The organism is Paenibacillus sp. 1SOY10 (assembly GCF_056836745.1).
This window is the reverse complement of the sequence record NZ_JBXENK010000001.1, coordinates 923,800-950,361: the sequence shown is the minus strand read 5'-3', so window position 1 is coordinate 950,361 and position 26,562 is coordinate 923,800. Positions and strand designations below refer to the sequence as shown.

Annotated in this window: 24 protein-coding genes; 22 read left to right on the top strand and 2 right to left on the bottom strand. The window is 48.5% G+C overall.

The features are described 5' to 3' along the window. Positions 1–123: 123 nt before the first annotated feature. From AC1VOR_RS04360 to AC1VOR_RS04270, 19 genes are all read left to right on the top strand, one after another. Positions 124–981, top strand: coding sequence for an ABC transporter permease (locus AC1VOR_RS04360; protein WP_316245769.1), 858 nt, complete (start codon positions 124–126; stop codon positions 979–981). 12 nt (positions 982–993) lie between these two features. After that, a complete protein-coding gene (locus AC1VOR_RS04355; protein ID WP_482616034.1) occupies positions 994–1,884 on the top strand; it encodes a carbohydrate ABC transporter permease in 891 nt (296 codons plus the stop codon). 109 nt (positions 1,885–1,993) lie between these two features. Continuing rightward, positions 1,994–2,860 (top strand): AraC family transcriptional regulator, encoded by an 867-nt coding sequence (locus AC1VOR_RS04350; protein ID WP_059054118.1) that lies wholly within the window; start codon positions 1,994–1,996, stop codon positions 2,858–2,860. A 172-nt stretch (positions 2,861–3,032) separates the two neighbouring features. Then, positions 3,033–4,106: a Gfo/Idh/MocA family protein gene (locus tag AC1VOR_RS04345; RefSeq protein WP_482616033.1), complete on the top strand. Its 1,074-nt coding sequence runs from the start codon at positions 3,033–3,035 to the stop codon at positions 4,104–4,106. 12 nt (positions 4,107–4,118) lie between these two features. After that, entirely contained in the window at positions 4,119–4,868 is a 750-nt protein-coding gene (locus AC1VOR_RS04340) for a sugar phosphate isomerase/epimerase family protein (protein ID WP_482616032.1), read from the top strand. Next, positions 4,865–5,575, top strand: a complete 711-nt coding sequence (locus AC1VOR_RS04335; RefSeq protein ID WP_482616031.1) for a ThuA domain-containing protein — start codon at positions 4,865–4,867, stop codon at positions 5,573–5,575. The genes AC1VOR_RS04340 and AC1VOR_RS04335 overlap by 4 nt, the downstream gene beginning before the upstream one ends. 15 nt (positions 5,576–5,590) lie before the next feature. Then, positions 5,591–6,559, top strand: a complete 969-nt coding sequence (locus AC1VOR_RS04330) for a sugar phosphate isomerase/epimerase family protein (RefSeq protein ID WP_482616030.1) — start codon at positions 5,591–5,593, stop codon at positions 6,557–6,559. A gap of 13 nt (positions 6,560–6,572) precedes the next feature. After that, positions 6,573–7,610: a Gfo/Idh/MocA family protein gene (locus tag AC1VOR_RS04325; RefSeq protein WP_482616029.1), complete on the top strand. Its 1,038-nt coding sequence runs from the start codon at positions 6,573–6,575 to the stop codon at positions 7,608–7,610. A gap of 248 nt (positions 7,611–7,858) precedes the next feature. After that, on the top strand, positions 7,859–8,569 hold the full coding sequence (locus AC1VOR_RS04320) for a response regulator transcription factor (protein WP_482616028.1): 711 nt from the start codon (positions 7,859–7,861) through the stop codon (positions 8,567–8,569). A gap of 3 nt (positions 8,570–8,572) precedes the next feature. Next, on the top strand, positions 8,573–10,213 hold the full coding sequence (locus AC1VOR_RS04315) for a sensor histidine kinase (RefSeq protein ID WP_482616027.1): 1,641 nt from the start codon (positions 8,573–8,575) through the stop codon (positions 10,211–10,213). A gap of 122 nt (positions 10,214–10,335) precedes the next feature. Beyond that, a complete protein-coding gene (locus AC1VOR_RS04310) occupies positions 10,336–11,985 on the top strand; it encodes an extracellular solute-binding protein (RefSeq protein ID WP_482616026.1) in 1,650 nt (549 codons plus the stop codon). Positions 11,986–12,085: 100 nt separating this feature from the next. Beyond that, a complete protein-coding gene (locus tag AC1VOR_RS04305) occupies positions 12,086–12,964 on the top strand; it encodes an ABC transporter permease (RefSeq protein WP_482616407.1) in 879 nt (292 codons plus the stop codon). 9 nt (positions 12,965–12,973) lie between these two features. Beyond that, positions 12,974–13,861 carry a carbohydrate ABC transporter permease gene (locus AC1VOR_RS04300; RefSeq protein ID WP_482616025.1) on the top strand — a complete coding sequence of 296 codons (888 nt, stop codon included), beginning with the start codon at positions 12,974–12,976 and terminating at the stop codon, positions 13,859–13,861. Between the two features lie 65 nt (positions 13,862–13,926). Further along, on the top strand, positions 13,927–16,356 hold the full coding sequence (locus AC1VOR_RS04295; protein ID WP_482616024.1) for a carbohydrate-binding protein: 2,430 nt from the start codon (positions 13,927–13,929) through the stop codon (positions 16,354–16,356). Between the two features lie 165 nt (positions 16,357–16,521). Then, complete coding sequence (locus AC1VOR_RS04290; RefSeq protein WP_482616406.1) at positions 16,522–17,544, top strand: ROK family protein; 1,023 nt, start codon at positions 16,522–16,524, stop codon at positions 17,542–17,544. Positions 17,545–17,661: 117 nt separating this feature from the next. Next, a complete protein-coding gene (locus tag AC1VOR_RS04285) occupies positions 17,662–18,882 on the top strand; it encodes an MFS transporter (RefSeq protein ID WP_482616023.1) in 1,221 nt (406 codons plus the stop codon). A 39-nt stretch (positions 18,883–18,921) separates the two neighbouring features. Next, entirely contained in the window at positions 18,922–19,533 is a 612-nt protein-coding gene (locus tag AC1VOR_RS04280; protein ID WP_482616022.1) for a sugar O-acetyltransferase, read from the top strand. A gap of 25 nt (positions 19,534–19,558) precedes the next feature. Next, entirely contained in the window at positions 19,559–20,164 is a 606-nt protein-coding gene (locus AC1VOR_RS04275) for a sugar O-acetyltransferase (protein ID WP_482616021.1), read from the top strand. Between the two features lie 140 nt (positions 20,165–20,304). Further along, a complete protein-coding gene (locus tag AC1VOR_RS04270) occupies positions 20,305–22,554 on the top strand; it encodes a hypothetical protein (protein WP_482616020.1) in 2,250 nt (749 codons plus the stop codon). 58 nt (positions 22,555–22,612) lie between these two features. On the opposite strand, the gene AC1VOR_RS04265 is transcribed toward AC1VOR_RS04270, so the two are convergent. Both AC1VOR_RS04265 and AC1VOR_RS04260 read right to left on the bottom strand, forming a co-directional pair. Then, a complete protein-coding gene (locus tag AC1VOR_RS04265) occupies positions 22,613–23,395 on the bottom strand; it encodes a glycosyltransferase (RefSeq protein ID WP_482616019.1) in 783 nt (260 codons plus the stop codon). Positions 23,396–23,496: 101 nt separating this feature from the next. Next, positions 23,497–24,066: a TetR/AcrR family transcriptional regulator gene (locus AC1VOR_RS04260; RefSeq protein ID WP_482616018.1), complete on the bottom strand. Its 570-nt coding sequence runs from the start codon at positions 24,064–24,066 to the stop codon at positions 23,497–23,499. Positions 24,067–24,250: 184 nt separating this feature from the next. Between AC1VOR_RS04260 and AC1VOR_RS04255 the strand changes: the two genes are divergently transcribed. The 3 genes from AC1VOR_RS04255 (at position 24,251) to AC1VOR_RS04245 (ending at position 26,562) form a co-directional block, all read left to right on the top strand. Continuing rightward, positions 24,251–24,952 (top strand): NAD(P)-dependent oxidoreductase, encoded by a 702-nt coding sequence (locus AC1VOR_RS04255; RefSeq protein ID WP_482616017.1) that lies wholly within the window; start codon positions 24,251–24,253, stop codon positions 24,950–24,952. A 165-nt stretch (positions 24,953–25,117) separates the two neighbouring features. Beyond that, a complete protein-coding gene (locus tag AC1VOR_RS04250) occupies positions 25,118–26,014 on the top strand; it encodes an NUDIX hydrolase (RefSeq protein ID WP_482616016.1) in 897 nt (298 codons plus the stop codon). Further along, on the top strand, positions 26,011–26,562 hold the full coding sequence (locus AC1VOR_RS04245; RefSeq protein WP_482616015.1) for an NADAR family protein: 552 nt from the start codon (positions 26,011–26,013) through the stop codon (positions 26,560–26,562). Before AC1VOR_RS04250 ends, AC1VOR_RS04245 begins: the two co-directional genes overlap by 4 nt.

Sequence of the window (26,562 nt, the reverse complement as noted above, 5' to 3'; positions counted from 1 at the left end):
GCGCAGGCCCTCGTGAATTCACCCGACTCGGCAGGAAAGGGGTAAACTATGGAATCTTCGGTTAGAAGAAAGCTTCCTAAATGGAAGGGCAAAGCTATCCTCAAACAAAAATGGTTATATCTTATGATGCTGTTGCCTCTGACCTCGTTAATCATCTGGAATTATATCCCGATGTACGGAATTATTATTTCCTTCAAGGATTATTCTCCGGCGTTCGGCATATGGCATAGCCCATGGGTGGGGTTTGCTCATTTTGAACGTTTTTTTAATGCATTCTATTTCAAGGATGTTATCGTCAATACGCTTCGAATTAGCTTATACAGTCTTGCCGTGGGGGTTCCTCTTCCTATTATCCTGGCGGTGATGTTCAATGAGCTACGGAATAAGCGCTACAAATCCATTGTTCAGACCATTTCCTATATTCCGAATTTTATCTCCGTGGTTATTATTGTCGGCATGGTGATGTTCTTTACGTCTCCGGCTGATGGCATTATTAATTCGGCTATCGAATATTTCGGCGGCACGCCGATAGACTTCATCGGGAGTCCCAAGCTGTTCCCGCATGTCTTCGTATGGTCCGGTATTTGGCAGTCCGTAGGTTGGGGCACTCTGATCTATACAGCAGCAATGTCCGGTATTCCTCAGGATCAGTATGAGGCAGCTTATATAGAAGGTGCTTCACGGCTGCAATGTATTCGGAAGATTACGATTCCGGCAATTATGCCCACGATCGTTATTTGTACCATATTGGCAACTGGTTCCGTGATGTCCGTAGGCTTCGAGAAGGTGCTGTTGATGCAAAATGATGCGAATCTGGCTACTTCGGAGGTACTGTCTACTTATATGTACAAAGCCGGTATTTTGAACGCGGAATACAGCTTCTCCTCCGCTGTAGGATTCTTTAATAACTTGATCAATTTCATTGTGCTGTATCTGGTCAACAAGTTTGCCCAGAAATTCAGCGAGACGAGCCTGTGGTAAGGAGGGGCGCTTATGTATCGATTATCCAGAGGGGATAAAATTTTTAATGGGTTCAACATGATTCTGGTCGGCATCTTTACATTAGTTATCCTGTATCCGCTGCTGTTTGTGGTGTTCGCATCGCTTAGCGATCCGCGGCATATCTTCGACCAAGTCTTGCTGCTCTGGCCCAGAGGCTTTACGCTGGAGGGGTATAAGCGGGTATTTGCCAACGGGGACATCTGGATGGGATTCAAGAATGCAGTGATCTACACGGCATTAGGGACGGCAGTCAATGTGATCATGACGACGATGGCGGCTTATCCCTTGTCACGGCGGGATTTCAGAGGACGCAACGTTATTACCATGTTGTTCACCTTCACCATGTTCTTCTCCGGGGGTCTGATTCCGACCTACATTGTCAATGAGGGTCTGGGAATTGTGAACACGATGTGGGTCATGATTATCCCCGGCGCGGTCAGTGTGTACAACATGATTATTATGCGTACGTATTTTCAGCAAAATATTCCGATTGAACTGGAGGAGAGCGCCTTTATCGATGGGGCTACCGATATTCAGTTGCTGCTTAAGGTGGTCCTGCCGCTCTCAACGCCTATTATTGCGGTAATGATGATGTTCTATGGCGTGGGCCGATGGAATGGGTATTTCGATGCCATGATTTATTTGTCAGACCGAAGTCTCTTCCCGCTTCAGCTCATTTTGCGTGAGATTCTGGTGCAGAACCAGATGGGGGATGCTGCGAACCAGGCGATGATGAGCGTGAATCAAAGTGAGGTCAGCGCACTGAAGCAATCAATCAAATATGCCGTTGTCGTCGTTTCCAGCGTTCCGGTGCTGCTGTTCTATCCGGTCGTCTCGAAGTATTTTGAGAAGGGCATTATGATTGGGGCGATCAAGGGGTGAAACATACGTTCAATGAAAGATTTACAGACTACTACTTGAATACCGAAAAAACCTATAGTAACGTATGAAGTTGGAAGCAGCTTATCTAACTTACAGGAGCTAGTGGCTTATGAGCAATTATTTGGAGATTCCGGGGTTCGAGGATGCCATTCCGTTCAGAACGTTTCTAAATGACGGAATGACGATTGTGTACCCCCATTGGCATAAGGAAATCGAAATCATCTACTCACGCAAAGGGAAGGTCAACATCGGAGTTGATGAAGACATCGTTCAGCTTGAAGAAGGAGAGATTTATTTCTTCCCCAGTGGGGAGGCTCATTATTTCCTGGCTTCTCCTGATAGCGAACGCTATGTCTTTCAGTTCAATCTGAAGCTGTTCGATGAGAAAATTCTGCGGACCTCGGAGGACTCCTTGCTGAGCCTGTTTGAATACGGGGAGCCGCTTAGTCGCAACTGGCCAGAGCCCCTTGCCCGGAAAGCCACAGAGCTATTGATCAACCTATATAGAATAGAAGAAAGCAAACCCGCAGGAACGAATTATTTAAGCTTGGGGTATCTCTATCAGCTTATGGGTGAATTCTACTTGAATCTGCCCCGGCGCAAGGAAAAGAAGAAAACGACCAAACGCTCTACGATTCAGCATAAGGAAACGTTGGATTTGCTGAACCAGGTGTTTGAATATGTAGAGAACCGCTACCAGGATGTCATTGCGGTGGAGGACATCGCTAAATTTGTGGGCTTCAGTCCCTATTATTTTACGCGCTTCTTCAAAACCAACACAGGGCAGACGTTCATGCAGTTCTTGACAGAATATCGTCTCAATCAAGCCAAGTTTATTTTGGCTAATGAGAAAATACCGATGGTGGACGTTGCTGAGAAGGCAGGCTTCGCCAGCGTGAAGACGTTCCACCATGTGTTTAAGGAAGCGGTGGGGCAGTCGCCCCTGCAATATCAGAAGAGTTTAAATACCCACTAAAAAAGTTAGTATTAGAAGGACCTGGACAAGGAGAGCTTGTCCAGGTCCTTTTGTCTTATGAGAGCATGAAGGCGCAATATCCGGGAATTTTTGAGGGGAAAGTGGGAAGAAAGAGTCTTAGGGTTTGGCTATAATAAAGTCATTAAATAAAAACGTTTTCAGGAGGATGGTTATGACATTAAAGGTTGGAATCATTGGATGCGGCGGGATTGCTAACGGCAAGCACATGCCAGCGTTGTCTCAGGTGGAAGAAGTAGAACTGGTAGCATTCTGCGATATCGTTGTGGAGCGGGCCGAGAAAGCCAAGGAAAAATTCGGTACGGAAAATGCCCAGGTCTTTGATGATTATAAGAAAATGCTGGCTAATACAGATTTGGATGTTGTGCATGTGTGTACGCCTAACTCTTCCCATGCGGAGTTGTCCATTGCAGCTCTGGAGGCAGACTGCCACGTGATGTGCGAGAAGCCGATGGCGAAGACAGCAGAAGAAGCAAGAAATATGGTTGAAGCAGCCAAGCGCACAGGCAAGAAGCTGACGATTGGTTATCAGAACCGCTTCCGTACGGATTCCAGATATCTGCAACAGTTCTGTGAAGAAGGCGGCTTGGGAGATATTTATTTCGGCAAGGCACATGCCATTCGCCGTCGTGCAGTACCTACATGGGGCGTATTCCTGGATGAAGAAGCCCAAGGCGGAGGCCCGTTGATTGACATCGGCACCCATGCCCTTGATCTGACACTATGGATGATGAACAACTACAAGCCTAAATATGTGGTTGGGAAAACGTATCATGCTTTATCTCAAACGAAAAATGCTGCTAATGCATGGGGACCTTGGGACCCTGAGAAGTTCACCGTTGAAGATTCCGCCTTCGGATTCATTGTTATGGAGAACGGAGCGACGATCTTCCTGGAGTCGAGTTGGGCGCTGAATAGTCTGGATGTGAAGGAAGCGAAGACAACACTTTGTGGAACTAAAGCAGGTGCTGACATGAACGATGGCTTGACCATCAATGGTGAAGATCACAGCTTGCTCTATGAGAAGAAGGTCGAACTGAAAACCGGCGGCGTTGCTTTCTATGATGGCTCTGGCGATAAACCGGAGGTGCTGGAAGCAAGATCATGGGTGAATGCGATTCTTAACGATACGGAGCCTGTGGTTAAGCCGGAGCAAGCCCTGGTCGTTACCGAAATTCTGGAGGCACTCTACAAATCGTCGAAGACCGGCGAACCCGTCTATCTATAGGAGGCAATCGATATGAAACCAAAAATTGCTTTGCAGTTATGGAGCATTAAGGAAGTTTGTGAAGCAAATTTTCAAGAGGCCTTGAAAGAGGTTAAGACAAGTGGTTTTGATGGCGTTGAATTTGCTGGCTATTACGGCAAGAGCGCTGCCGAAGTCAAGGGTTATCTGGACGAATACGGGTTGGAAGCTGCTGCTTCTCATATCTCCTACGAGAAGTTAAGAGCGAATCTGGAAGAGACGGTGGCTTTTGAGAAGGCGATTGGTAATAAACGCATCGTGGTTCCTCATGCTACCTTCAGCACCTTTGCAGAATGGCAGGCCTTCATCGCGGAGATGGAGGAAATGGCCGTGAAGGTGGCTGAGGAAGGAATGGAATTCTACTATCATAACCACGCCCATGAATTTACGGAAATTCCAGGTCAAGACATTATTGATTACATCTATAAGAATGCGAAGCACATCCATCTGGAGATGGACCTGTACTGGCTTGCTTATTCCGGAATAGACGTATTTGCTTGGCTGGAGGCACATAAGGACCGGATCGGCCTTCTCCATATCAAGGACATGCAAGAGTCTCCGAAGGAGAGCACTGAGATCGGATCAGGCATTCTGCCGATCAAAGAGTATGTTGAACTGGCTAAGCAATTGGCCTTGCCTTGGTTGATTGTGGAGCAGGAAGCTTTTCAGAAATATCAACCTTTGGAAGCAACCTCGATCGGTTATCAGCAATTGAAAGCCCTGGTCGAGGAGGTGTACGCATGATTCAGGTTACGGTATGGAATGAATACCGTCATGAGAAGACGGATAAGGCGGTTCAGGAGATGTACCCGGAAGGGATTCATGGACAACTGGCCAAATTCTTGACCGAAGATCAATTTACGGTTCGAACCGCCACTTTGGATGAGCCGGAGCATGGCTTGACGGAAGAGGTTCTGGAGGAAACGGATGTCTTGATCTGGTGGGGGCATATGGCTCACGACGAAGTTCAGGACGAGATCGTGGATCGCGTGCATAAGCGCATTCTGGAAGGCATGGGACTGGTAGTTCTGCATTCCGCCCACTTCTCTAAAATTTTCAAAAAGCTGATGGGCACGTCCTGTGATTTGAAATGGCGCGAAGACGGGGGCAATTGCCGTATCTGGAACGTCAATCCAAGTCATCCGATTGTGGAGGGCATTGGCGAATTCATCGAGTTGGAGAAAGAAGAGATGTACGGTGAACACTTTGATATTCCGGCACCGGACGAACTGATCTTCGTCAGTTGGTTCCCGGGTGGAGAGGTGTTCCGCAGCGGTTGTACTTACCGCCGAGGCAACGGGAAAATCTTCTACTTCCAGCCGGGACATGAAACTTACCCGAGCTATTACAATGAAAAGGTCCAAAAAGTGATTAAGAACGGAATTCGCTGGTGCGCCCCGACTCAAAATTTGTATCCGGCCTATGGGCACTACGAACGACGTCAAAAATAGAAGGAGTGATCGTCAATGAAGCTGGGTGTATTTACTCCATTGTTCAACAGTCTGAGCTTTGAAGAGATGATTGAGGAGGTTGCCCGCAAAGGTCTCCAAACCGTTGAGATCGGCACGGGAGGTTATCCTGGTAACGCTCATCTTGATATCGACCATTTGCTCGCTAGCAGTGAAGCGAGACAAGAATATTTGGCCAAGCTTGCAGATAAGGGGCTGGAAATCTCTGCGCTGAGCTGCCATAACAATCCGATCTCGCCCGTGAAGGAAGTGGCAGCGGAAGCGGATGAGTTGCTGCGCAAGACGATCAAGCTGGCAAGTCTGCTGAATGTTCCTGTCGTGAATGGATTCTCCGGCGTGTCGGGCGGCAATGCGACCGATACCCAGGTGAACTGGCCTGTATTGCCGTGGCCAACCGAATACGACGATAGCTATACTTACCAATGGGAACATAAGCTGATCCCTTATTGGAAGGGCATTAATACGGAAGCGGAAGCGGCAGGCGTGAAGATTGGCATTGAGCTTCATGGTGGTTATCTGGCTCATACCCCGTATACGATGTTGAAGCTCCGGGAAGCAACGGGTAAGGCTATCGGCTGTAACCTGGACCCAAGTCATCTGTGGTGGCAAGGGATCGATCCGGTTGCTGCGATCAAGATTCTTGGCGAGGCAGGTGCCATTCACCATTTCCATGCCAAAGATACCTATCTGGATCAAGATAACATTAATATGTATGGACTGACGGACATGCAGCCATACGGGAATGTGAAGACTCGGGCCTGGACGTTCCGTTCGGTGGGTTGTGGCCATGATCTTAAGGTATGGTCGGATATCATTTCCGCATTGCGCGTTTATAACTATGATTACGTCCTGAGCATTGAGCATGAGGACCCCATCATGTCGATTGATGAAGGCTTGACCCGTGCGATTACGAATTTGAAATCCATCATGATTCATGAGCAACCATCAGCGATGTGGTGGGCATAAAGGAGCAATAAGTATGTCAATCATCAACTTGGCCGTAATTGGCTATGGCGGTATGGGTTCCTACCATACTCACCATCTAATTCCTACGGAGCAGGACCGGGTTCGTGTTGTAGGGACCTATGATATCTCCGGGGAAAGACGGCAAATCTCCAAAGATAAAGGCCTGGAGGCTTATGAAAGCCTTGAAGACGTGTTAAATGACGAAAACATTGAAGCCATTCTCGTGGCTACGCCTAATGATTCTCACAAGGAAATAGCGATTCAGGCTTTGCGGGCTGGCAAGCACGTAATATGTGAGAAGCCTGTGGCGATGAGCACGCAGGAGCTTGATGACATCCTGGCGGTTGCCGAGGAGACGGGCAAGGTCTTCATGGTACATCAAAACCGTCGTTGGGACCCGGATTTCCTCATTATTCGCGAGTTGTATCAGAAGAAGACCATCGGCAGTCTGTTCCAAATCGAATCCCGTGTGCAGGGAGCCAACGGGATTCCAGGAGACTGGCGCCATCTGCAACAGCATGGCGGTGGTATGCTGTTGGACTGGGGCGTCCATCTGCTGGATCAATTGTTGTGGCTGATCGATAGCCCCATCAAGAGCGTGCAGGCAGATCTGAGCTTCATCCTGGGTGATGAAGTGGATGATGGATTTATGAGCTACATTACGTTTGAGAACGGCGTTAGAGCCTTGGTGGAAGTGGGAACGACGAACTACACCAAGCTACCTCGCTGGTATGTGAAAGGCTTGGAAGGAACCGCGAAGATCGATGATTGGGATCTGTCGGGCGAAATCATTGCTGCTACGGGTCGCAAGGATGTTCAAGCCCCGGCACCAATTCAGGCTGGCGTAGGCTTGACCAAAACGATGGCACCTCCATCCGAAGAGGCTACCGAGAAGCTGACCTTCCCGGAACCGAAAGCGGAGTATGCTCCTTTCTACCAGAACTTCTATGAGGTCGTTCGTGAAGGCGCAGAGCCAATCGTGAAGAATCATGAAGTTCGCAAGGTCATGCAGCTTATCGAACAAATCTTCAGTATCACCCAAAAGGGATAAGGGGTCCGGTTATTCTAACCCATACCCAGAATGAGAAATCCGTGAGCATTCATTGCTTGCGGATTTCTTTTGTTTGTCTATTCCTACGGGATCCGGATAAAGGTGGAAAAGGATATACCATGATATGTTGCGATGATGGTGTAGAAAATAACGGATCATAGTCTCATTTACAGATAAATATTATATTAATATACTATGTTTATTGGAAGCGCTTCGATTTTTTTATTTTACCTTCTGGGGGCGATCGCATGATGAACGTATTGGTAGTTGATGATGAAAGCATAGAACGAGAAGGAATCAAAAACTTGATCATTCAGCACAAATTTCCTTGCCGCATTCTGGAGGCCGAGAATGGACACGTAGCCGAAAAAATACTAAAGCGCAGCAGTATCGACATCCTCATTACCGACGTGAAGATGCCCTTGATGAACGGGATTGAGTTATGTGAGGCCGCGCGGAAGGTGCAGGAGAATTTGAAGATTGTCATTTGCAGTGGCTACGGAGAATTTGAATATGCCAGAAGCGCGATCAAGCTTGGCGTAGTCAACTACTTGCTAAAGCCCTTGATTCACGAAGAATTTGTAGAGGTGATGGAGGAGATTACGGAAGAACAGGCCTTTGTAGAGCCTGACAGGAAAACAGAGGAATCCAAGGTGATCCAGCAAGTGAAGGACTTTGTGAAGAATCACTTTCAGCAAGACATTTCCTTATCGGATGCGGCCAATGAGGTATACCTTTCGCCAGGCTATTTGAGTATTTTGTTCAAGAAAGAAGCCGGGGTTAATTTCTCAAAGTATTTAACGGATTACCGCTTGCGGAAGGCCAATTACTTGCTCAGTCAGTCGAATATGAAGATTAATGATATCGCGGAATTTGTAGGCATTGATAATCCATCTTACTTCTGCAAGCTGTTCAAGCTGAAATACGGTGTCAGCCCAGCTCAATACAGAAAGGGCTAAAGCATGATGATTCGGCTGATCAAAAGCAAATTCAATGACCTCAAGTTCCGTGACAAGCTGCTACTCTCTCATCTTATCATCGCACTGATTCCCATCCTGTTGCTGGGGCTATTATCCTTCTCGCAATCCTACAATATTCAGATGAATGAAATGAACAGCGAAGCCCGATCCAGCCTGGAACAAACGGTTAATATTCTCGATTACAAGATTAATCGCTACAACATGCTCAGCGAATTTATTGTGCTGAATCGGGAGTTCTCCCGTATATTTCTGAAAAATTACGAGGACAGTTACTTTAATATCTATCTCGATTTTCGCGATATTATGGACCCCTTGATCTCACAGATCAAGTTCATGGACGCCGATATCGAGGAGGTTGAATTCTATACCTCCGGGGATTTGCTTGGCATTCGGGACAATATTCATCCGTTAAGCGAACTGTTAAATGAGCCGTGGTTCGATCGGAACGATAGTAAGCGGTGGATCGTACATGAGCAGCAGGTATATCTGTTGCAGCAATTAATTGGCAACGGGAAGACAAGCAGCTATATGGTCATATCCATTCGCTACGACAGTATCTTCTCAAGTCTGGAGGGGGTGTCCGACCATATCTCCGTCTCTATTGAAAACGAACAGCAGGAGATCATTTATCCGGAAGGCAGGCCACACACGCTCCATTCCGAGCGGACTACCGAACTGCGGAAGACCTTGAACAACAATGATTGGACGTTACACTTTTCGGTATCCCACGCTAATGCTTATAAGAATGCGCTAACGATTTTTCAAATCACTTTCTTTGTCATCGTGCTAAGTCTGTTGATTACGTTTAGTCTGATTTATATTTTCTCCAGCAGTTTTACTCGCCGAATCGTTCATCTTAAGAACAAGGTTGACAAGGTGGAGCAGAACAACCTGGGAATTATCATTCAGAGCCATTCGCGAGATGAGTTCGGGGAGCTGACCAACGGGATCGGGAAGATGCTGCGGCGAATTAATCATCTTATCAGCCAGGTGTACCAGGCGGAGATCGCCAAGAAAGAAAGTGAGTATAACCAGTTGATTGCCCAAATCAATCCACACTTCCTATACAATACGTTATCGTTCATTAATTGGAGAGCCGTCAAGAAGCAGGATATTGAGACCGGCTATATGGTGAACGCCTTGGCCAAATTCTACCGAACAGCTCTGAACAAAGGGAAGAATCAGGTGACGATTCAGGATGAATTGGAGAATATCAAGGCTTACATTGATTTGCAATACATTTTGCATGACGGAAGTTTTGAGGTGGATTATCAGGTGGACCCGAAGCTGCTCAATTACCGCATTATTCATTTTATCCTGCAACCGATCGTGGAGAATGCCATCAAGCATGGCTTTGCGGAGCCTGGAGAAGGCGAGCATCAGCTAGCAATCTCAGTGTATACCGAGCGCGGCATACTGGAAATGAGGGTGGAGGATAACGGAATTGGCATGTCGCCCACACAGCAACAAATGTTATTAGTTGCAGAGAGCAGTGGGTATGGCATTCGTAATGTCAATGAGCGGATCAAGCTGTATTATGGCACCACGTATGGTTTGGAACTGATTAGTGAAGCCAAGGTGGGCACTACGGTGATCATCAGACTTCCTTACCAGCCCTTATAGTCGAGGGAAGGATTCCATTCAAAACTGATACAAATCGTGCTACGAATCCAAAAAACGTTGCATAGAGACCCTCTTTGCAAGCGGTTACAATTAGGGCATAAACCAATAAAGGGGTTAGTGCGATGCAGAAAAAGTGGAAATGGGCTTTGATTCTGACGGTTTGCCTCAGTATGCTGGCAGTCGCGGGTTGCGGAGGAGGAAGTAGCAATGGGAGCGGTAATGCTGCCGATACCATGGCTCCCGGGGAGAATGGAATCAATTACGAGCCCTACGGAAAATATGAGAAGCCCGTAGAATTCACGATTGGCCGCCACACGAATCATATTAATAATCTGCCGGAAGGTGACACCATCGAGAACAACCTGGCAACCCGGTATGTAGAGAGCAAGGTCAATGTAAGAGCGAAGGTAGCCTGGGAGACCGATGATATGAAGCAGAAGCTATCCTTATCCATGACGACTGGAGATCTGCCGGATGTCATGCTGGTTGACCGCGAATTGTTCAATCAGTTGGTTGATAATGATCTGATCGCTGACTTGACGGAAATCTACGAGAAGACGGCTTCGGAAGGAGTGAAGGAGTTTTACGGTTCCTATGGAGACTTGTTGCTCGATCAGGTGAAGGTCGATGGTAAGATTATGGGCTTGCCGATGACCAACATAGGCAACCAGCATCAATTGTTGTGGGTGAGAAAGGACTGGGTTGACAAGGTGGGCGCAGAGCTTCCCAAAACTCTGGATGATGTCTGGAATCTGGCACGCACCTTTATGGAGAAGGATGCCTCGGGAACGGGGAAGACCGGTGGCTTCGTGATGGACCAGAACGCCATGAACTTCTCGCCGGTATTTGCAGCTTATGATGCTTTCCCGACGCAATGGATTAAGAATGCAGAGGGCCAGGTTGTATATGGCTCGGTACAGCCGGAAATGAAGGAGGCCCTGCAGGATTTGAGCGACCGCTACAAGGAGGGCCTAATCGACAAGCAATTTGTCATTCGTTCCAATGAGGAGAAGGAAGCGCTGGTGATTAACGGCCAGGTGGGTATGCTGTTCAACCCTTGGTGGATCGGCTACACCAACTATAAGGATTCCATCAAGCAAACGCCGGAGGCTGAATGGATAGCTGTATCGGCACCTGTGGATGACAACGGCAAGTTCAAGACCATCCGTCAAGACCCGGTGGGTGGCGGAATCGTGGTTGTGAAGAAGAGCTATCCTCATCCGGAAGCGATTATGAAGTCCGTTAATGTGACAACCGATTTCTTATATTCCTTGACAGAGGATGCAGTGCAATACAAGCTGGACCATCCTGACGAGCTCTTGACCGATAACAGCCGCTGGAATAATGACCCGACACAAATTCCTATGCAGGTTGACTATGATGATGTGCTGAAAAGGTATTACGAGGATATTATCAAGGCCGACGAAGCCGGTGACGAGTCTATCATTCAGGAAGACCGCATCGTATCGCTTCGTGCTTATCAGGAATTCAAAGAGAAAGGTAATGACATAGATGTGAATACGTATGGTGAATATCTCTCGCGTATTGAGGGACAACGGGAAGCCAATAACCCAAATCTGGAGGTCATCCTGGCAGGCTTCTACGGCACAACAGAAACCATGAAGCTGAAATGGACCAACTTGAAGAAGATGGAGGAAGAAACCATTCTGAAGATCATTATGGGCGAAGCGCCCATCAGCGAGTTCGACAAGTTCGTTGAGACCTGGCATCGCACGGGTGGAGACGAAATTTTGGCCGAGATAAATGCGTAATGACTTTGGATGCAGGATGTGATAAAACATGGCTCAGACCGACACTGAATTAGGGCGCAGACCGCATATACCGCTGCGTAATAGCCGTATCCGGCAGCGGATGAACGGGCTTACCTACCATGCGATGCTGCTGCCTGGCATGATCATGCTGTTCATCTTCTCTATTGTGCCGATGTTTGGCGCGGTCATGGCGTTTCAGCGATTCATTCCTGCCAAGGGGATCAGCAGATCCCCCTGGGTAGGGCTGGATAATTTCACTTATATGTTCCAGCTTCCCGATAGCAAGCAAATCTTCATCAATACGATGGTGATCGCGGTTGGGAAAATTGTGCTTGGATTGATCGTCCCGATTGTTTTCGCGCTGCTGCTGCATGAGGTTCGGCTTAAGATGTTCAAGAGCACCGTTCAGACGATTGTTTATTTACCTCACTTCATGTCCTGGGTTGTCCTGGGGACGATGCTGACCATGATCTTCTCCTACGATGGGATGGTGAACAATCTGCTGGAGCTGCTGGGGCTGGAAAGGATTATGTTCCTGGCGAGTAATACCTGGTTCCGCCCGTTGCTGATCCTGACCGATACCTGGAAGGAGTTTGGTTACGGGACGATTATTTATTTGGCCGCATTAACGGCTATCAATCCAGCCTTGTATGAGTCGGCGGCTCTGGATGGCGCGAATCGGTGGAAGCAAATGCTGCATATTACCTTGCCAGGCATATTCCCGACCATTGTACTGCTAGGTACGCTCAGCTTGGGCAATGTACTTAATGCGGGCTTTGATCAGGTGTTCAACATGTATAACCCGCTGGTGTACGAGACAGGGGATATCATTGATACGTTTGTCTATCGAATGGGTCTGATCAATATGCAGTATTCCTTTGCTACGGCCATCGGCTTGATGAAATCGGTCATCAGCTTTGTGCTCATCATCATCTCCTACAAGCTGGCATCCAAATACGCCGGATACAGGATTTTTTAGGAGGACTATATGGTACAGTCGCAGACGTTAACATCCAGACTCGTTAATATCTTGATTACGGCCCTGCTTATTATTATCGCCTTTATGTCGCTGGCCCCTATGCTGAATACCATCAGTATTTCCATTAGCAGCAGTACGGCCGTGAACGCCGGAAGGGTCAATTTTCTCCCTATCGACATCAACTTCTCTTCCTATGAGAAGATTTTGAATGACACGAAATTCTGGAATTCCTTTGTGATTTCGGTGGAACGGGTTATCTTAGGGGGCGCCATCAACATGCTGCTGACCATCCTGATGGCCTACCCGCTGTCCAGGAGCGTCGGTCAGTTCAGGTCGAGGAATATTTATATGTGGGTGATCATATTCACCATGCTGTTCAGCGGAGGGATCGTTCCCTGGTACATGGTCATCAGTGAGCTCAAGCTGATCAATACGATCTGGGCGCTGGTGCTGCCGGGCGCAGTCCCCGTATTTAACGTCATACTGCTGATGAACTTCTTCAAGGGGATTCCGAAGGAACTGGAGGAAGCAGCCTTCATGGATGGAGCGGGTCCGCTGACCATATTGGTCAAAATCTTCCTGCCGGTATCCCTGCCCAGCTTGGCTACGATTACGCTCTTTGTGATCGTCGGGCACTGGAACAATTTCTTCGACGGGATTGTACTTATTAACGACAATAACAAAATTCCGCTGCAAACCTACCTCCAGCAACTCAGTTTGACCCGGGATCAGATGCAAAATCTGACGGTGGAGCAGTTGCAGCAATACAATAAAATTTCCAATACGACACTGAATTCGGCAAAAATTCTGGTATCCATGATTCCGATTATGTTGATCTATCCCTTCCTTCAACGTTATTTAATCCATGGCATTGTGCTTGGTTCGGTGAAGGAGTAGCAGAGAATGAAGGCTGATGCAGGAGAATAGTTATGGATCATAATATGAGCCCTGGGAGGTTGGAAATGAAATTGAAAAATGGTCAAAGATGGGTTCCCCCAATGTCCAGTTGTGTTCTGGCGTTCGTGCTTGTCTTCACTGCCTGGTTCAGTGGAGGAGCTACTTCGTCCAGCGCGTACGAGAGTACGGATGCCGATGTGGCGGTGAAGGCGTTCAATGAGCAGTTTTGGGACCCGCAAGCCAAATACTTCTGGGAGAATACGAATCATGGGGATGCCTATCAAGGCTTCTGGGTAGAGGCGGAGTTATGGGAGCTGGTGATGGATGCCTATCTCCATACCTCAGACCCGCAATTGAAGACGCAGCTTCGCACCCAGATCGATGATATCTTCGATGGTACGGTGGCAAAGTATGGGGTGGATTGGACCAACAATCCCTTCAACGACGACATTATGTGGTGGGCCATGGGTAGTGCGAGAGCCTATGAAATTACCAATGATGCCAGGTATCTGGACAAAGCGAAATATTACTTCGACTTCGTGTACGACACGCAGTGGGACGATACGTTCGGTGGGGGAATCTGGTGGCTGAACAGCGAGCATGTGACCAAAAATGCTTGTATCAATTTCCCGGCCGCTCAAGCTGCCGTATTCTTATATGAGATCACCGGCGATGCTCATTATCTGGATGCAGCCACCCGAATTTTCACCTGGGGGAAGACGGTTCTGACCGATGGCAACGGTAAGGTATTTGACCGGATTGAGCCGGTGGCGGGACCGATTCCTCATGCAACGCACTACAATCAAGGAACCTTTATCGGGGCCGCAGTAGGGTTATACCAAGCTACTGGGGATTCGGTCTATTTGGAGGATGCCATCAAGGCAGCCAATTTTGCCAAAGAGCATCAGGTGGATGAGAATAATATTCTGAACTATGAAGGTCCGAACGGAGATTTGAAGGGTGGCAAAACGATTCTTCTCCGCAACTTTGCTTATCTATTAACCGCCTTGAAGGGGAATGAAATTCCCGCAGCACAACGTCAATTCGGCGAAGAATTAGGCGATTGGCTGGCCTTCAATACGGAAATGGCCTGGAGTCACCGTAATGCAGATCACCTTGTGGATGGGAACTGGGTTGGCCAGAAGGTATCCGGCATTTATGATTCCTGGACCGCCTCTAGTGCGGTGCAGGCCTTAACGGTATTTGAGCCTGCAGACGTTCCTTTGAGTTATGCGGTCAAAAATGCGTATGAGAAGATCGAGGTGAGAGAATACAACATCGGTAAGGGCTTTGTGCTGGAGGGAAGTCCCGAAGGTTCCTTGCAGCTTGGGGGCATTCAGGATGGGCATTATGCGGCTTATAGGAATGTGGATTTTGGGAATGAGGGTGCCGTCGGAGTGATTGCCCGCGCCTCCAGTGCCACCGGTGGTGGCAAGATTGAGGTTCGCCTGGATGCCCTGGATGGTCCTGTCGTAGGAACGATTCAGGTGGAAGGTACAGGTGATTGGAGCCAATTCATGGATGCCGTTGCCTTGTTGAAGGATGAACAGGGTAATCCCGTTCAGGTGACTGGCCTACATGATGTATATTTCTTGTTCGAGAAGACGCAGGACGACTACCTGTTCAACTTGAACTGGTTCCGGTTTACGAAGAATGATCCAACGAGGACGAATGCTTTTGCCAAATTGCAGGCCGAGAACTTTGATGATAGCTCAGGTCTGGGCGTTCATACGGGAGACGGATATCTGGATCATATTACGAACGGAGCGTATGCCTTATATCGCGATCTGGACTTTGGCAGCGGTGCAGCGGGTGTTACGTTATATGCCTCTAGTGGACATGAGGGCGGAACGGTTGAGATTCGGCTGGATAGTCTGACAGGGCCGGTCATCAGCGAGGTTCCTGTTCCGGCAATGGGAGATTGGAACAACTGGGTCAGTCTCATGGGAATTGTGGATGAGGGAACGGCAGCCGGGGTGCATGATGTTTACTTTGTGTTCAAAGGCAAGGACGGGGCCGATTTCCCTTGTAATCTCGACTGGTTCAACTTCACCACGGTCAAGGGGAAGGCCCGGGATGCCTATGGCAAAATAGAAGCAGAGGATTATACCAATGCAGCCAGCTTGGGAACGGAAACGGGCGGCGGGCAGACGTATTTGGCCGGCTTGTTTGGTCCCAATGAACCGTATGCCATGTACAATTATATGGATTTTGGCCATGTCAGCCCCCAGAAGCTCTATATTCAGGCGGCCAGTGATACAGCCGGGGGAACGGTGGAGGTAAGGATCGACAGCATGCAGGGTCCTGTGATCGCGAGTGTGCCTGTGACTGGAACGGGAGGTTGGCAGAACTTCCAGGTCTTCTCGGCAAATGTTACAGCTCAGGTAACAGGTAAGCATGTGGTATTCTTCCTGTTTAAAGGCTCGGATTGGCTATTCAATGTGGATAAATATACGTTTGGCGATCCAGGCGTATTTCCCACGCTTGCGGAGTGACAGACTAATTCGTAAGCTAGATTCATAAAGCTTCCATGGACCGGTGCGGGGATGATTCCTGCATCGGTCTTATTTTGTTGTGAAAATCAGGTACAATATATGTAGAATGAGATACATAAAATGGGTGTGCGGATTTATATATTAGCGGTGAAGAGGGAGACAATGATGAAGAAAGCAAACGCCAATCTCATGAAGGAGATCAATCTGAACATCGTTCGCCAGGCGATGAAGCGTGTGGAAACGGCAACCAAGCCGCAATTAGCTTCATGGACCAAGCTGAGCGTGGTCACGATTAATTCTCTGGTGAGGGAGCTCTGCGAGCTGGGAGAAATTCTTGAGGATGAAACTGCGCCCTCCAGTGGTGGTCGACCGGCGCTTACTTATCGATATAATTTCGACTTTAGCCATGCCCTGGTTATTTATATGAAGGAAAAGCAAGGTCAGGAGTTGGTCTCCTTCGTGGTTGTAAATTTGGACAATCAAATATTACTTAAGAAAGAACTAATGATGTCTGTATTTGACCGGGAGTCGTTCTATGAGTTCATTGGCAGCATCGTTGCGGGTGATCCGGCGATAAAGGTAATTGGCATCGGTATTCCCGGACAGGTGGTCGGTGGGGAAATAACGGTGAGTGGGCATTTGGAGTTAAGGGGCTTTCCGCTCATTGATGAGATGGAGTCCCAATTCGGACTGCCAGTGATGGTGGAGAACGATATTAATGCTGCATTAAGTGGCTATTGTGCAAAGAATGACCTGGACCTGGAGGAGGGGGTATGCGTGGCTGGGATGTACTTCCCGGAGGCCTATCCACCCGGAATGGGAATCTGTATGGACGGTAAAATCTTCAAGGGGAAAAACGGGATGGCCGGGGAGATCTCCTTTCTCCCTGCTCTGGGGTTGGACTGGTATGATCACATGGAGGAATCAAAGTTGTTGGAGACGTTGTGCGGAATCATTCAAGCCGTTAGCGTTATTCTTGCACCGGATCGAATCGTGGTGTATCAGGAACGGAGGGCGGACGAAGCTCATTGGTACCCGGTGTGGCAGGCGTATCAGCTTCAACATCCCGTGCCTTCCTATCCGGAGATTATTTTCCAGGAGACATTCCAACAAGATTTTGAAGCGGGGATGCGCTTCTTAACCTTGAAGGAGCTGGAATCAGCGGCACAAATGCATCCATGGTCATGACAATTTTACGACGGTTTGGATGTAGTATATTGACACTTAAATAGGGTCTGTTATAGTTTAATAAATAATCTTTATAAAGTTATTTTACTATATTGAAGTTGGGGAGAAAACATACTTATGGCCACATGGTTTTTGGTGTTAATTTATCTTGCTTTTATTAGTCTGGGACTTCCCGATTCACTGCTGGGTTCAGCCTGGCCTGTCATGTGGCCTGAGCTTGACGCTTCCTTGGGTTCGGCCGGGATTGTGGCTATGGTCATTGCCGGTGGAACTATTGTATCCAGTCTGGCCAGTGGATATTTGGTGGAACGACTGGGTACCGGGAAGGTAACCCTGCTTAGCTGCGCCCTGACCGCCGGAGCACTATTGGGCTTCTCGATGTCTCCTTCGCTGGGGTGGCTTATTCTATTGGCTGTTCCACTCGGATTGGGTGGAGGTTCCGTAGATGCGGCGCTCAATCATTACGTGGCCGAGCACTATAAAGCCCATCATATGAACTGGCTGCATTGCTTCTGGGGAGTGGGAGCGACGGCGGGGCCGTTCATCATGTCCGCATATCTGGCGGATAACGGCTCTTGGCAAGGAGGGTACTTTGCTGTATCTATGATTCAGTTCGCGCTGGTCGCCATCCTGCTCGTGACGCTTCCGCTGTGGAAGCGCGTGGCTGCAAGCCGCGAGTCCGGGCAGCGGGAGGCGCAGGCTGTTGAGCCTTCGCCAGCGCCTCTTCCCACCCAGGACGCCAACAGAAATGTCCTACGCTTAAGAGGGGTTAAGCCTTCTTTGCTTGTCTTTTTCTTCTTCTGCGGTGCTGAATCGACAGTGGGACTGTGGGGGGCCAGCTATTTGGTGGGGGTTCAGCAAGTTACGGCGGAGACCGCTGCGGGCTGGATATCCTTGTACTATGGCGGAATCACTGTGGGGCGGTTCATTACTGGCTTCATCTCGCTTAAGGTTCACAATCGTGTTCTGATTCGCGGAGGACAACTTGTGGCCCTGAGCGGTGGAATCATGTTGTTTCTACCACTGCCTGAAGTGTTCTCGTTGGTTGCCATCATCCTGATTGGTCTGGGCCTGGCTCCTATCTATCCAGCTCTGCTTCATGAGACGCCAACCCGGTTCGGCCGCGAGAATTCAGCCAAGCTCATGGGTTATCAAATGGCGGTAGCCTATACTGGTACAACCCTGCTACCTCCGTTCTTCGGATTTATGGCTACTCAGATTCATCTTGGTCTGTTCCCGTATGCCGTAATTCTCCTGCTGGTCATGATGTTGCTTACCGCGGAGCGAGTGAATATGATTCTACGACAACGGGGCGAACCCAGTGATTACTATGTATAAGTTCAACTGATTTAAATTGAACATGAGAGGAAGAATGAAATGAACCAAAAGGAAAGAATGCTGGCCGGATTACCGTATAAGGCCTGGCTGGATGGATTAAGCGAAGCACGTATGGAGAACAAGCTGAAGCTCTGGGAATACAATGCCTTGCGTCCAGATGAGAGGGAGAAGAAGGATGAATTGATTCGCAGCATCCTTGGTGAGGCTGGCGAGCAGGTGCATATTGAAGCTCCTTTCCACTGCGATTATGGAAAGAACATTACGGTAGGCAACAATTTCTATGCCAATTTCAATTGTATCATCCTTGATGTTGGCAAGGTGGTTATCGGTAATAACGTCATGTTTGCTCCTAATGTAGCAATCTATACGGCGGGGCATCCGATTCATCCGGATTCCAGAAACTCCGGCTACGAATATGGGATCGGCATTACGATTGGCGACAACGTGTGGATTGGCGGCAATGTGGTCGTGAATCCCGGTGTGACGATTGGCAACAACGTCGTGATCGGTTCAGGCAGTGTAGTTACGAAGGATCTCCCTGACAATGTCATTGCTGTCGGAAATCCATGCCGTATTATCCGCGAAGTTACGGAAGAGGACCGAAAGTACTATTTTCGAGATCAAGTATTTGATGTAGAGGACTATATCTGAACAGGGATAGGGGAGGAACGCGGTTATGCTGACAGAAAAACAAAAAATGCTGGCCGGTATGCTGTACAAGACTTCGGATGAAGAATTGGTCAAGCAGCGGGATATCGCCAGAAATGCCTCTGCTCGCTATAACCATACAACGGAGGAACAGAAGGAAGAGAGACGGGAGATTCTAGAGGGATTGCTGGGTTCATTGGGGCAGGGCGTTGAACTTGCTCCCATTGTTCAATTCGATTATGGCTGCAACACTTATATAGGCGACAACTGCTACATTAATTTTAATTGCACCTTCCTGGATTGTGCAGAAATCCGCATTGGCAACAATGTCTTTCTCGGCCCGAATGTTTCACTGCTTACGCCGGTACATCCCTTACTGGCCAGCGAGCGGAATTTCCGATTCGACGAGCAAGGAGAGCGCTATCTGATTGAATCCTGCAAGCCAATCACCATTGGGGACAATGTGTGGTTTGGCGGCAACGTCACAGTCACGCCCGGAGTGACCATAGGTCATGATTCTGTGATCGGTGCCGGCAGTGTGGTCACCAAGGATATCCCGCCAGGCGTCGTGGCTGCGGGTGTTCCGTGCCGAGTAATTCGGGACATTACGGAGGCTGACAGCGTGTTCGGATAACCTTCTCATCATCTATCCTACCAGCGACCTAATCCCTTCAGTGAATTTGAAATCCCGTTTGTTTCTGGTAAAATCTTTACATGTCGTTGGTTGCTGGGTACAGCCAAACGAACAGGGAAGAGTCAAAGGGGGAGGGCACCATGAGAAAGTTAGGTGGTTTGATCTTTTTATTTCCTGTGATTTTGTTGAGTATTTTTTTATGGAGAGATTATACAAAAGGAATTGAGGAACTCAACGACAATCCACCGGAAATAGCAGAAATTTATTATTTTGATGAAGGACATAAGGCAGTTGCCGTGAGCTTCAAGGATTACAGGGAGAATATGCAACTGCAAATGTTCGATGCGGCAACCGGTCAATTGCTGAAGGAAGGGGAAATCCCTTCTAATATTCATGGACAACTGGTAGCTTCATACCAGAATGGCTCACTTATCATCAATTCCCATGTTCAAAGCAGGGGCTTGCAAGTAAATGTGCTGGATTCTTCAGGAAATCTGCAGGAACTCGCTCAAAGCAGACTGGATATTCCCACCTTCCTGAGCTCGGATATGAAGTTGTGGCGAGGTCGCCTGATTGTTGCCGGGAATATGATGGGAACTGCGTTGTATGTGGCACAAATCGAGGATGGCAAGCTTGAGATGGTGAACCTGAATGCAGAGGGATTATTCCCGGCCAGACCAGAGCGTGTTGCTGAGGTGCGCGACAGCTTTGATCAGGGGATGGCTGTTCCTATGTACAAGGTGGATCTAGTGAATGACAGGACAGCATACATAAGCGGGATTCTGGACCAGAACCAGCAACCTGTGATCATGATGCAGCCGGAAGAGGGGTCTTCCTTTGAGGCTGAGGAACAGGCGGCGGCACAATTTGCCAAGCATTTTAACCTGGATGCTACCAAGCTGGTTCGGGTAAATAGCAGCTTCCCCGAGCAAGCTCATTATTATAACGCCTCCACAGATGATTGGGGAAGCGTTGTTCCTACGCCTCAGCCGGTATATCAAGCCAGGGTGTTCACGCTAAACAGTGAAGAAGTGTTGATTACCGGTTCGTCGACAGAGGATGAACAGGATGGTCAAGTAATCGGTTATCTGTTGCATGAGCAGAATGGACAATTCACAGATGTGTCTGCGCTTGTAGCTCAGCTTAGCTATGAAGAACTGATGCAGACCGAGACGGCATTCTACAAGGAAACAGGTAGCTCGAAGCTGTACTATTCAGCTCAAGGGAAGTCTGCCGGAATCATGGATGTGGAGAATCAAGCCGTGCAGCACCTCACGGAGGATCAGATGCAGCAGTGGAGATTTGCGGATCGAAGCACAGTCTCTCTGCAAAGCTTCTGGGCTTATCTGCTTGAGGGAGGAGCTCTGGTCATTAACTGGCTGGTCTGGGTACTCATTATTTCGTTTATGCTTATTGCGCTTATATTTGCTCCTAAAATTGCCAATAAGGTCAACAAGTCCGCCATAGCTAACGGTGAAATTCGACAAGGTACGATTGTGGGGATGCGGGAAACTGGCCTCTACGTTAATGAACGTCCTCAGGTTGAATTCAGGGTCCGCTTCGATGATGGGGGACAGATGAGAGAGGTTGCGATTAAGAAGGTTATTTCTTTCCTTGAAGGGATCAGGGAAGGTGATTCGGTCATGATCTCCTATAATCGCAAACGTAACAAGGCGATCTTCCTGACCAGCGACCAAGCCGTGAATGAAGCTCAGCCAGAGAAGCAAGAGCGCATTGAACGCGCAGTGCTGGAGCGGATTGATCCTTACGGGGCTGTTGGGAGAGGTCAGGCGCTTCTGCTTCACTTCAAGGCTGGAACGGATCGTTACAGTGTTCCCGTCGTGCAAGCGGCCGGATTCGAGTACCAAATTGGGGAGCGCGCTAACCTGATGGTGGTGGGTGGCGTGACGCGAATTCTTGGTTATGGGCCATCCATGCGCTCAATTGACGAGAAGATGCTTACTCTGCAAGGCAAAATCGTGCAGATCAAGAAGGAGCCAATCACGATTCAAAATCGCAGGCTGATGGTCATCGATGTGGTCATTACCGAGGGAACCGACCAGCTAAGAAAGAGCAATAGCTTGTTCGTGCCTGAGAATATGCCTATTCAGGAGGGCGTCACCCTGCCGATGTCGATTCGAAAAGACGACCTCGACAAAGAGCGCCGTTTGTTAAAAGGGAAGCAAGGTAGTGCCAAAGTCGTATCGGTGTCCTATCTGGGAACGGTGGGCGAACGTCCGCTGGCTCGTATTACTGCCGAGCGGGCAGGAACACACTATATCATCGAGCAATCCATCGAGCCGCTGTATGGCGTGCAAGAGGGTGACGAATTGTGGATTACGTACGATGAATCCACTCGCGAAGCCCTGATATTGAATTATACATCTTAAGCTCTAACACACATTAGCCTCCATCCTGCTACGGGATGGAGGCTTTTTAATGTATCTCTCAACAAAATTGGGCCAGAATCTGCTTCTTCTCTGCGGGACGAATGATCTCTGGCCCGAAGCAGGCGAAGGATCTACTGCTGTTGCTCCAAGGTTCCAGTGTGCTGGCATCGGTTACGCCCTTGATCTGCCAGGACAGGGCCTTGTCGAATGACATGCCTGTGTTGAAGGCATGAATGTGATTAATCCAGATCGGTTCCTTGAGATTAATGAATTCATGCGGAATCTTCAAGGCATCACGCCAGCTATACCTGAATTGCTTGATCGACAGGAATTCATCGACGCTATGAATCGTGGCCCCGTAACTAGGCAGCCAGAAGAAGAATTTGCCTAATCGGTCCTGAACCGAGTCATAGATATAACCGTATTGTGGAACCAGTGCCAATGTATCCTTTTTAGGCTTGAATGCAAGAAGTGATCTAATAAAATTTCGATGATAGAGGTCATCACTGGACAAATAAATGCGGTAAAAGAATCGATGTCCTTGCAGAACCTGTGCCAGTGAAGTCTTATAACCGATTGGAGTTACGAAGTGGATATTAGCAGGTAAGGCCGGATAGCGCTGTAATGCGGCGCGAATAATTGGCTCCGTCTGGGGGTCGTACAAAATGTAGCAATGGAAGGCTTGAACGGTCTGGAGCCGCAAGCTTTTCAAAGCATAGTTTATAAACAAGTCCATGCGGCCGTCGATCCATCGCTTGGTCAGGCGGTCTGGCGTACCGCCCCAATCATTAAAGTGGATTTCTATAATGGGCTTGATGGCTGGATGATTGTTCTCCACCATGGGATAGCCTCCTAATTACAAATTGGCATCACAATGCTGATGTAACATCATATGAATAGACCTCCTTTGATGAAATAGACAGATTCATAGATTTTGCCAGATCAGGGCACTCCGATCTGTTTAAGATTAAGTTCAAGCAAGGCGCCCAGCCGCTGAGCCATGAAGGAAGGAGGATGAGGCTTATCCTGCTTGAACCACCATTCTACGACGCCTACAATTGCCGCCCCCAAAAATTGAAAATCCACGTCCTCACCTTCAGCTAATGGCTGACTATTTGCAGCAGACGTATCCTGCTGTCTTAATTCTTGCAGGAAAAATTCAAGAAACCGATGGTGAAAAAACAGGCTTCCTTTACTCTTGAGCATGGCGGAGAAGAATAGATAATGACTCTCAAAATATTCAAACCAGACTAAGCCGGAATCCCTATAATCTGCACCATCCTCCGTTGATTCGCAAAGCTCCCGCATTTCATCAATATGTTCTTCGATCAGCTTGTCGAGCAGGTCAAACTTATCCATGTAATGCAGGTAGATGGTTCTTCGGCTAACATCGGCTTTGTCGGAAATATCCTGTATGGTAATCTGGTCAAAATCCTTCTCCATCATCAGCTCAATAACGGCTGTTTTTATAGCTTCCTGGGATTTGCGTACCCTCCGGTCTGTCTTTGACACGGGAGCCTCACCAGCCTCTCTTAGAATTAATGCACAATAATAGAAGGGGTGTGTAATAATGCTCGGAATTCGCTTTTTTAAGAATTGTACACCCGCTATTCTTGATTAAAATTATACATAGTTGTTACTTAATATACTAGTGTGCATTTCATGATGTGCATTAAGGTTGAAGGAGAGCTTGGTCATGAAAATTGCAATTATTGGAGCCACCGGAGGAACCGGCAAGAAAGCAGTGGAGCGTGCGCTAGAATTAGGGCATGAGGTAATTGCGGTGGCTCGTCGGCCGGAAGTGATTCCGTCCGCAGAGCGACTCACTGTGCGTAAAGGGGATGTATTCGACGAGGCGAGCATAGCGAAAGCTATTGTCGGCGCAGAGGTGGTTATCAGTTGCATAGGTCCTCCCAGTAATGTCACGCCAGGTAGCTTCCGGAAGGGACTTACCAATGTAAAGGCAGGCATGAACGTGATGGCAGCCAATTTCTCGCCGGGCACTATCATGTCAGAGGGAATTCCGAATATAATCGCAGCCTGTCAGCAGGCAGGGGTCAACCGGATAGTCATGCAAAGCGGGATTAATTTGACGGATGGTAAGGAGCTTACTGTATTCAATCGACTTGCGGTGCGTATGATGCGGCGTATCTTCTGGAGAGCGATCAAGGATAAAGCGTTCGCTGAGGATGCGGTGAGACAAAGCAATCTGGAATGGGTCATTGTACGGCCATCGGTACTTAGTTATGCGGAGGAGATCGAGAAATATATAGCTGGACCCAAGGCCCGCATCGCTCCACTTCGGCCGTTGCCCTTCGCCAATTGTGCCAACTCCCTTGTGCGGGCGGCCACGAGCGAGCCAACCTGGGTTGGCAAATTCGTGAATGTTGGACGATGAAGTTGAGGTAAACCCAAGATTCATAGAGGATGATTTGAGGGCTCCTACCGTTAGGTGGGGGCTTTTGTAATTAAAGAATTGGGTTGACAAAGCAAATAAAAAGGTTTATTTTGTTAGTAACTAATAGATAGTATCAAAATAATACTAAGTAGGAAGCGGTGGCTTATGACTTTGCGCGATCGGGATGACCTGACCGAAGAAGAGTTCTTGCAGCAGTATGATGCAGGGGATTATGAACGACCTTCCGTGGCTACGGATATGGTTATCTTCACGGTGCTGGATGATGAACGGGACAATTACCGCAAGCTTCCGGAGAAGACGCTTCGGGTGCTGCTGATTCAGCGTGGGGGTCACCCGTTTCTGGGCAAATGGGCATTGCCGGGAGGGTTTGTTCGTCCGCATGAGACGACGGAGCAAGCAGCGGCGCGCGAGCTACGGGAAGAGAGTGGCGTAGATGATGTGTATCTTGAGCAGCTATACACCTTTAGCGAGCCGGGACGTGATCCGCGGACATGGGTGATGAGCTGTGCTTATATGGCGCTGATCGATGGCAGTCAGGTGGTGCTGGAAGCCGGGGATGACGCTGACCGAGCGGCTTGGTTCACAATGAGCTATCAATTGCTGAAGGAGCAGAAGGAGCATCAGGAAGAAGCGGTTGTCCGCTCCTGGCAATACGAATTGAAGCTGACCTCGGAGCAGGAATGTCTGACAGCCATGGTTGAACGAAGAGTGACGTTAACGGCATCGGCGACCAAGACGGAAGTTGTTATTTTGTCTAACCAGGGTCTGGCCTTCGATCATGCCAAAATTATCAGCACGGCGGTGGAGAGGCTACGGGGGAAGGTGGAGTATACTGGCATTGCTCTGCACCTGATGCCAAAGCTGTTTACGCTGACGGCTTTGCAGCAGGTCTACGAGGTTATTCTAGGCAAGGAATTGCTTAAGGCGGCCTTCCGCCGTAAAGTGGCACATCTTGTTGAAGAGACGGACCATTATACCGAGCATGCTGGCCACCGTCCATCGCGTCTGTATCGCAGGAATTGGGAGGAAATGTTGAGATGATTTATAATCTGGAGCAATTGCAGAAGGCCTATCAGGCCGGGGAGAAATTTAAATTCCTGTTCTTCTGGGGACATACTCCACCGGCTGGTGGTGGCGTGAATCAAAGCTGCTTCAGCCAATGGTGGATGTGCCCCTTCGAAGTCCAGGGCATCGTTTATTCTTGTACGGAACAGTATATGATGGCTGAGAAAGCACGTTTGTTTGGTGACGCGGACATGCTGGAGGCGATTATGAAATCAAGTCATCCGAAGGAAATGAAGGCGTTTGGCCGTGCTGTGCAGCACTTCGATCAGCAGGTGTGGTCGGAGCAGTGTTATGACATTGTAAAGCAGGGGAACCTGGCCAAGTTCTCGCAGAATGCTGCGCTTTCAGATTTTATGAAAACCACAAAAAATCGAATTTTGGTAGAAGCAAGCCCACGAGACCGCGTGTGGGGCATTGGTCTGGGGAAATCCAATCCGGATGCCGAGAATCCGATGAAATGGCGGGGGAAGAACCTGCTGGGATTTGCCTTGACGGAGGTTCGTGACCACTTGCTGGAGTCCTAA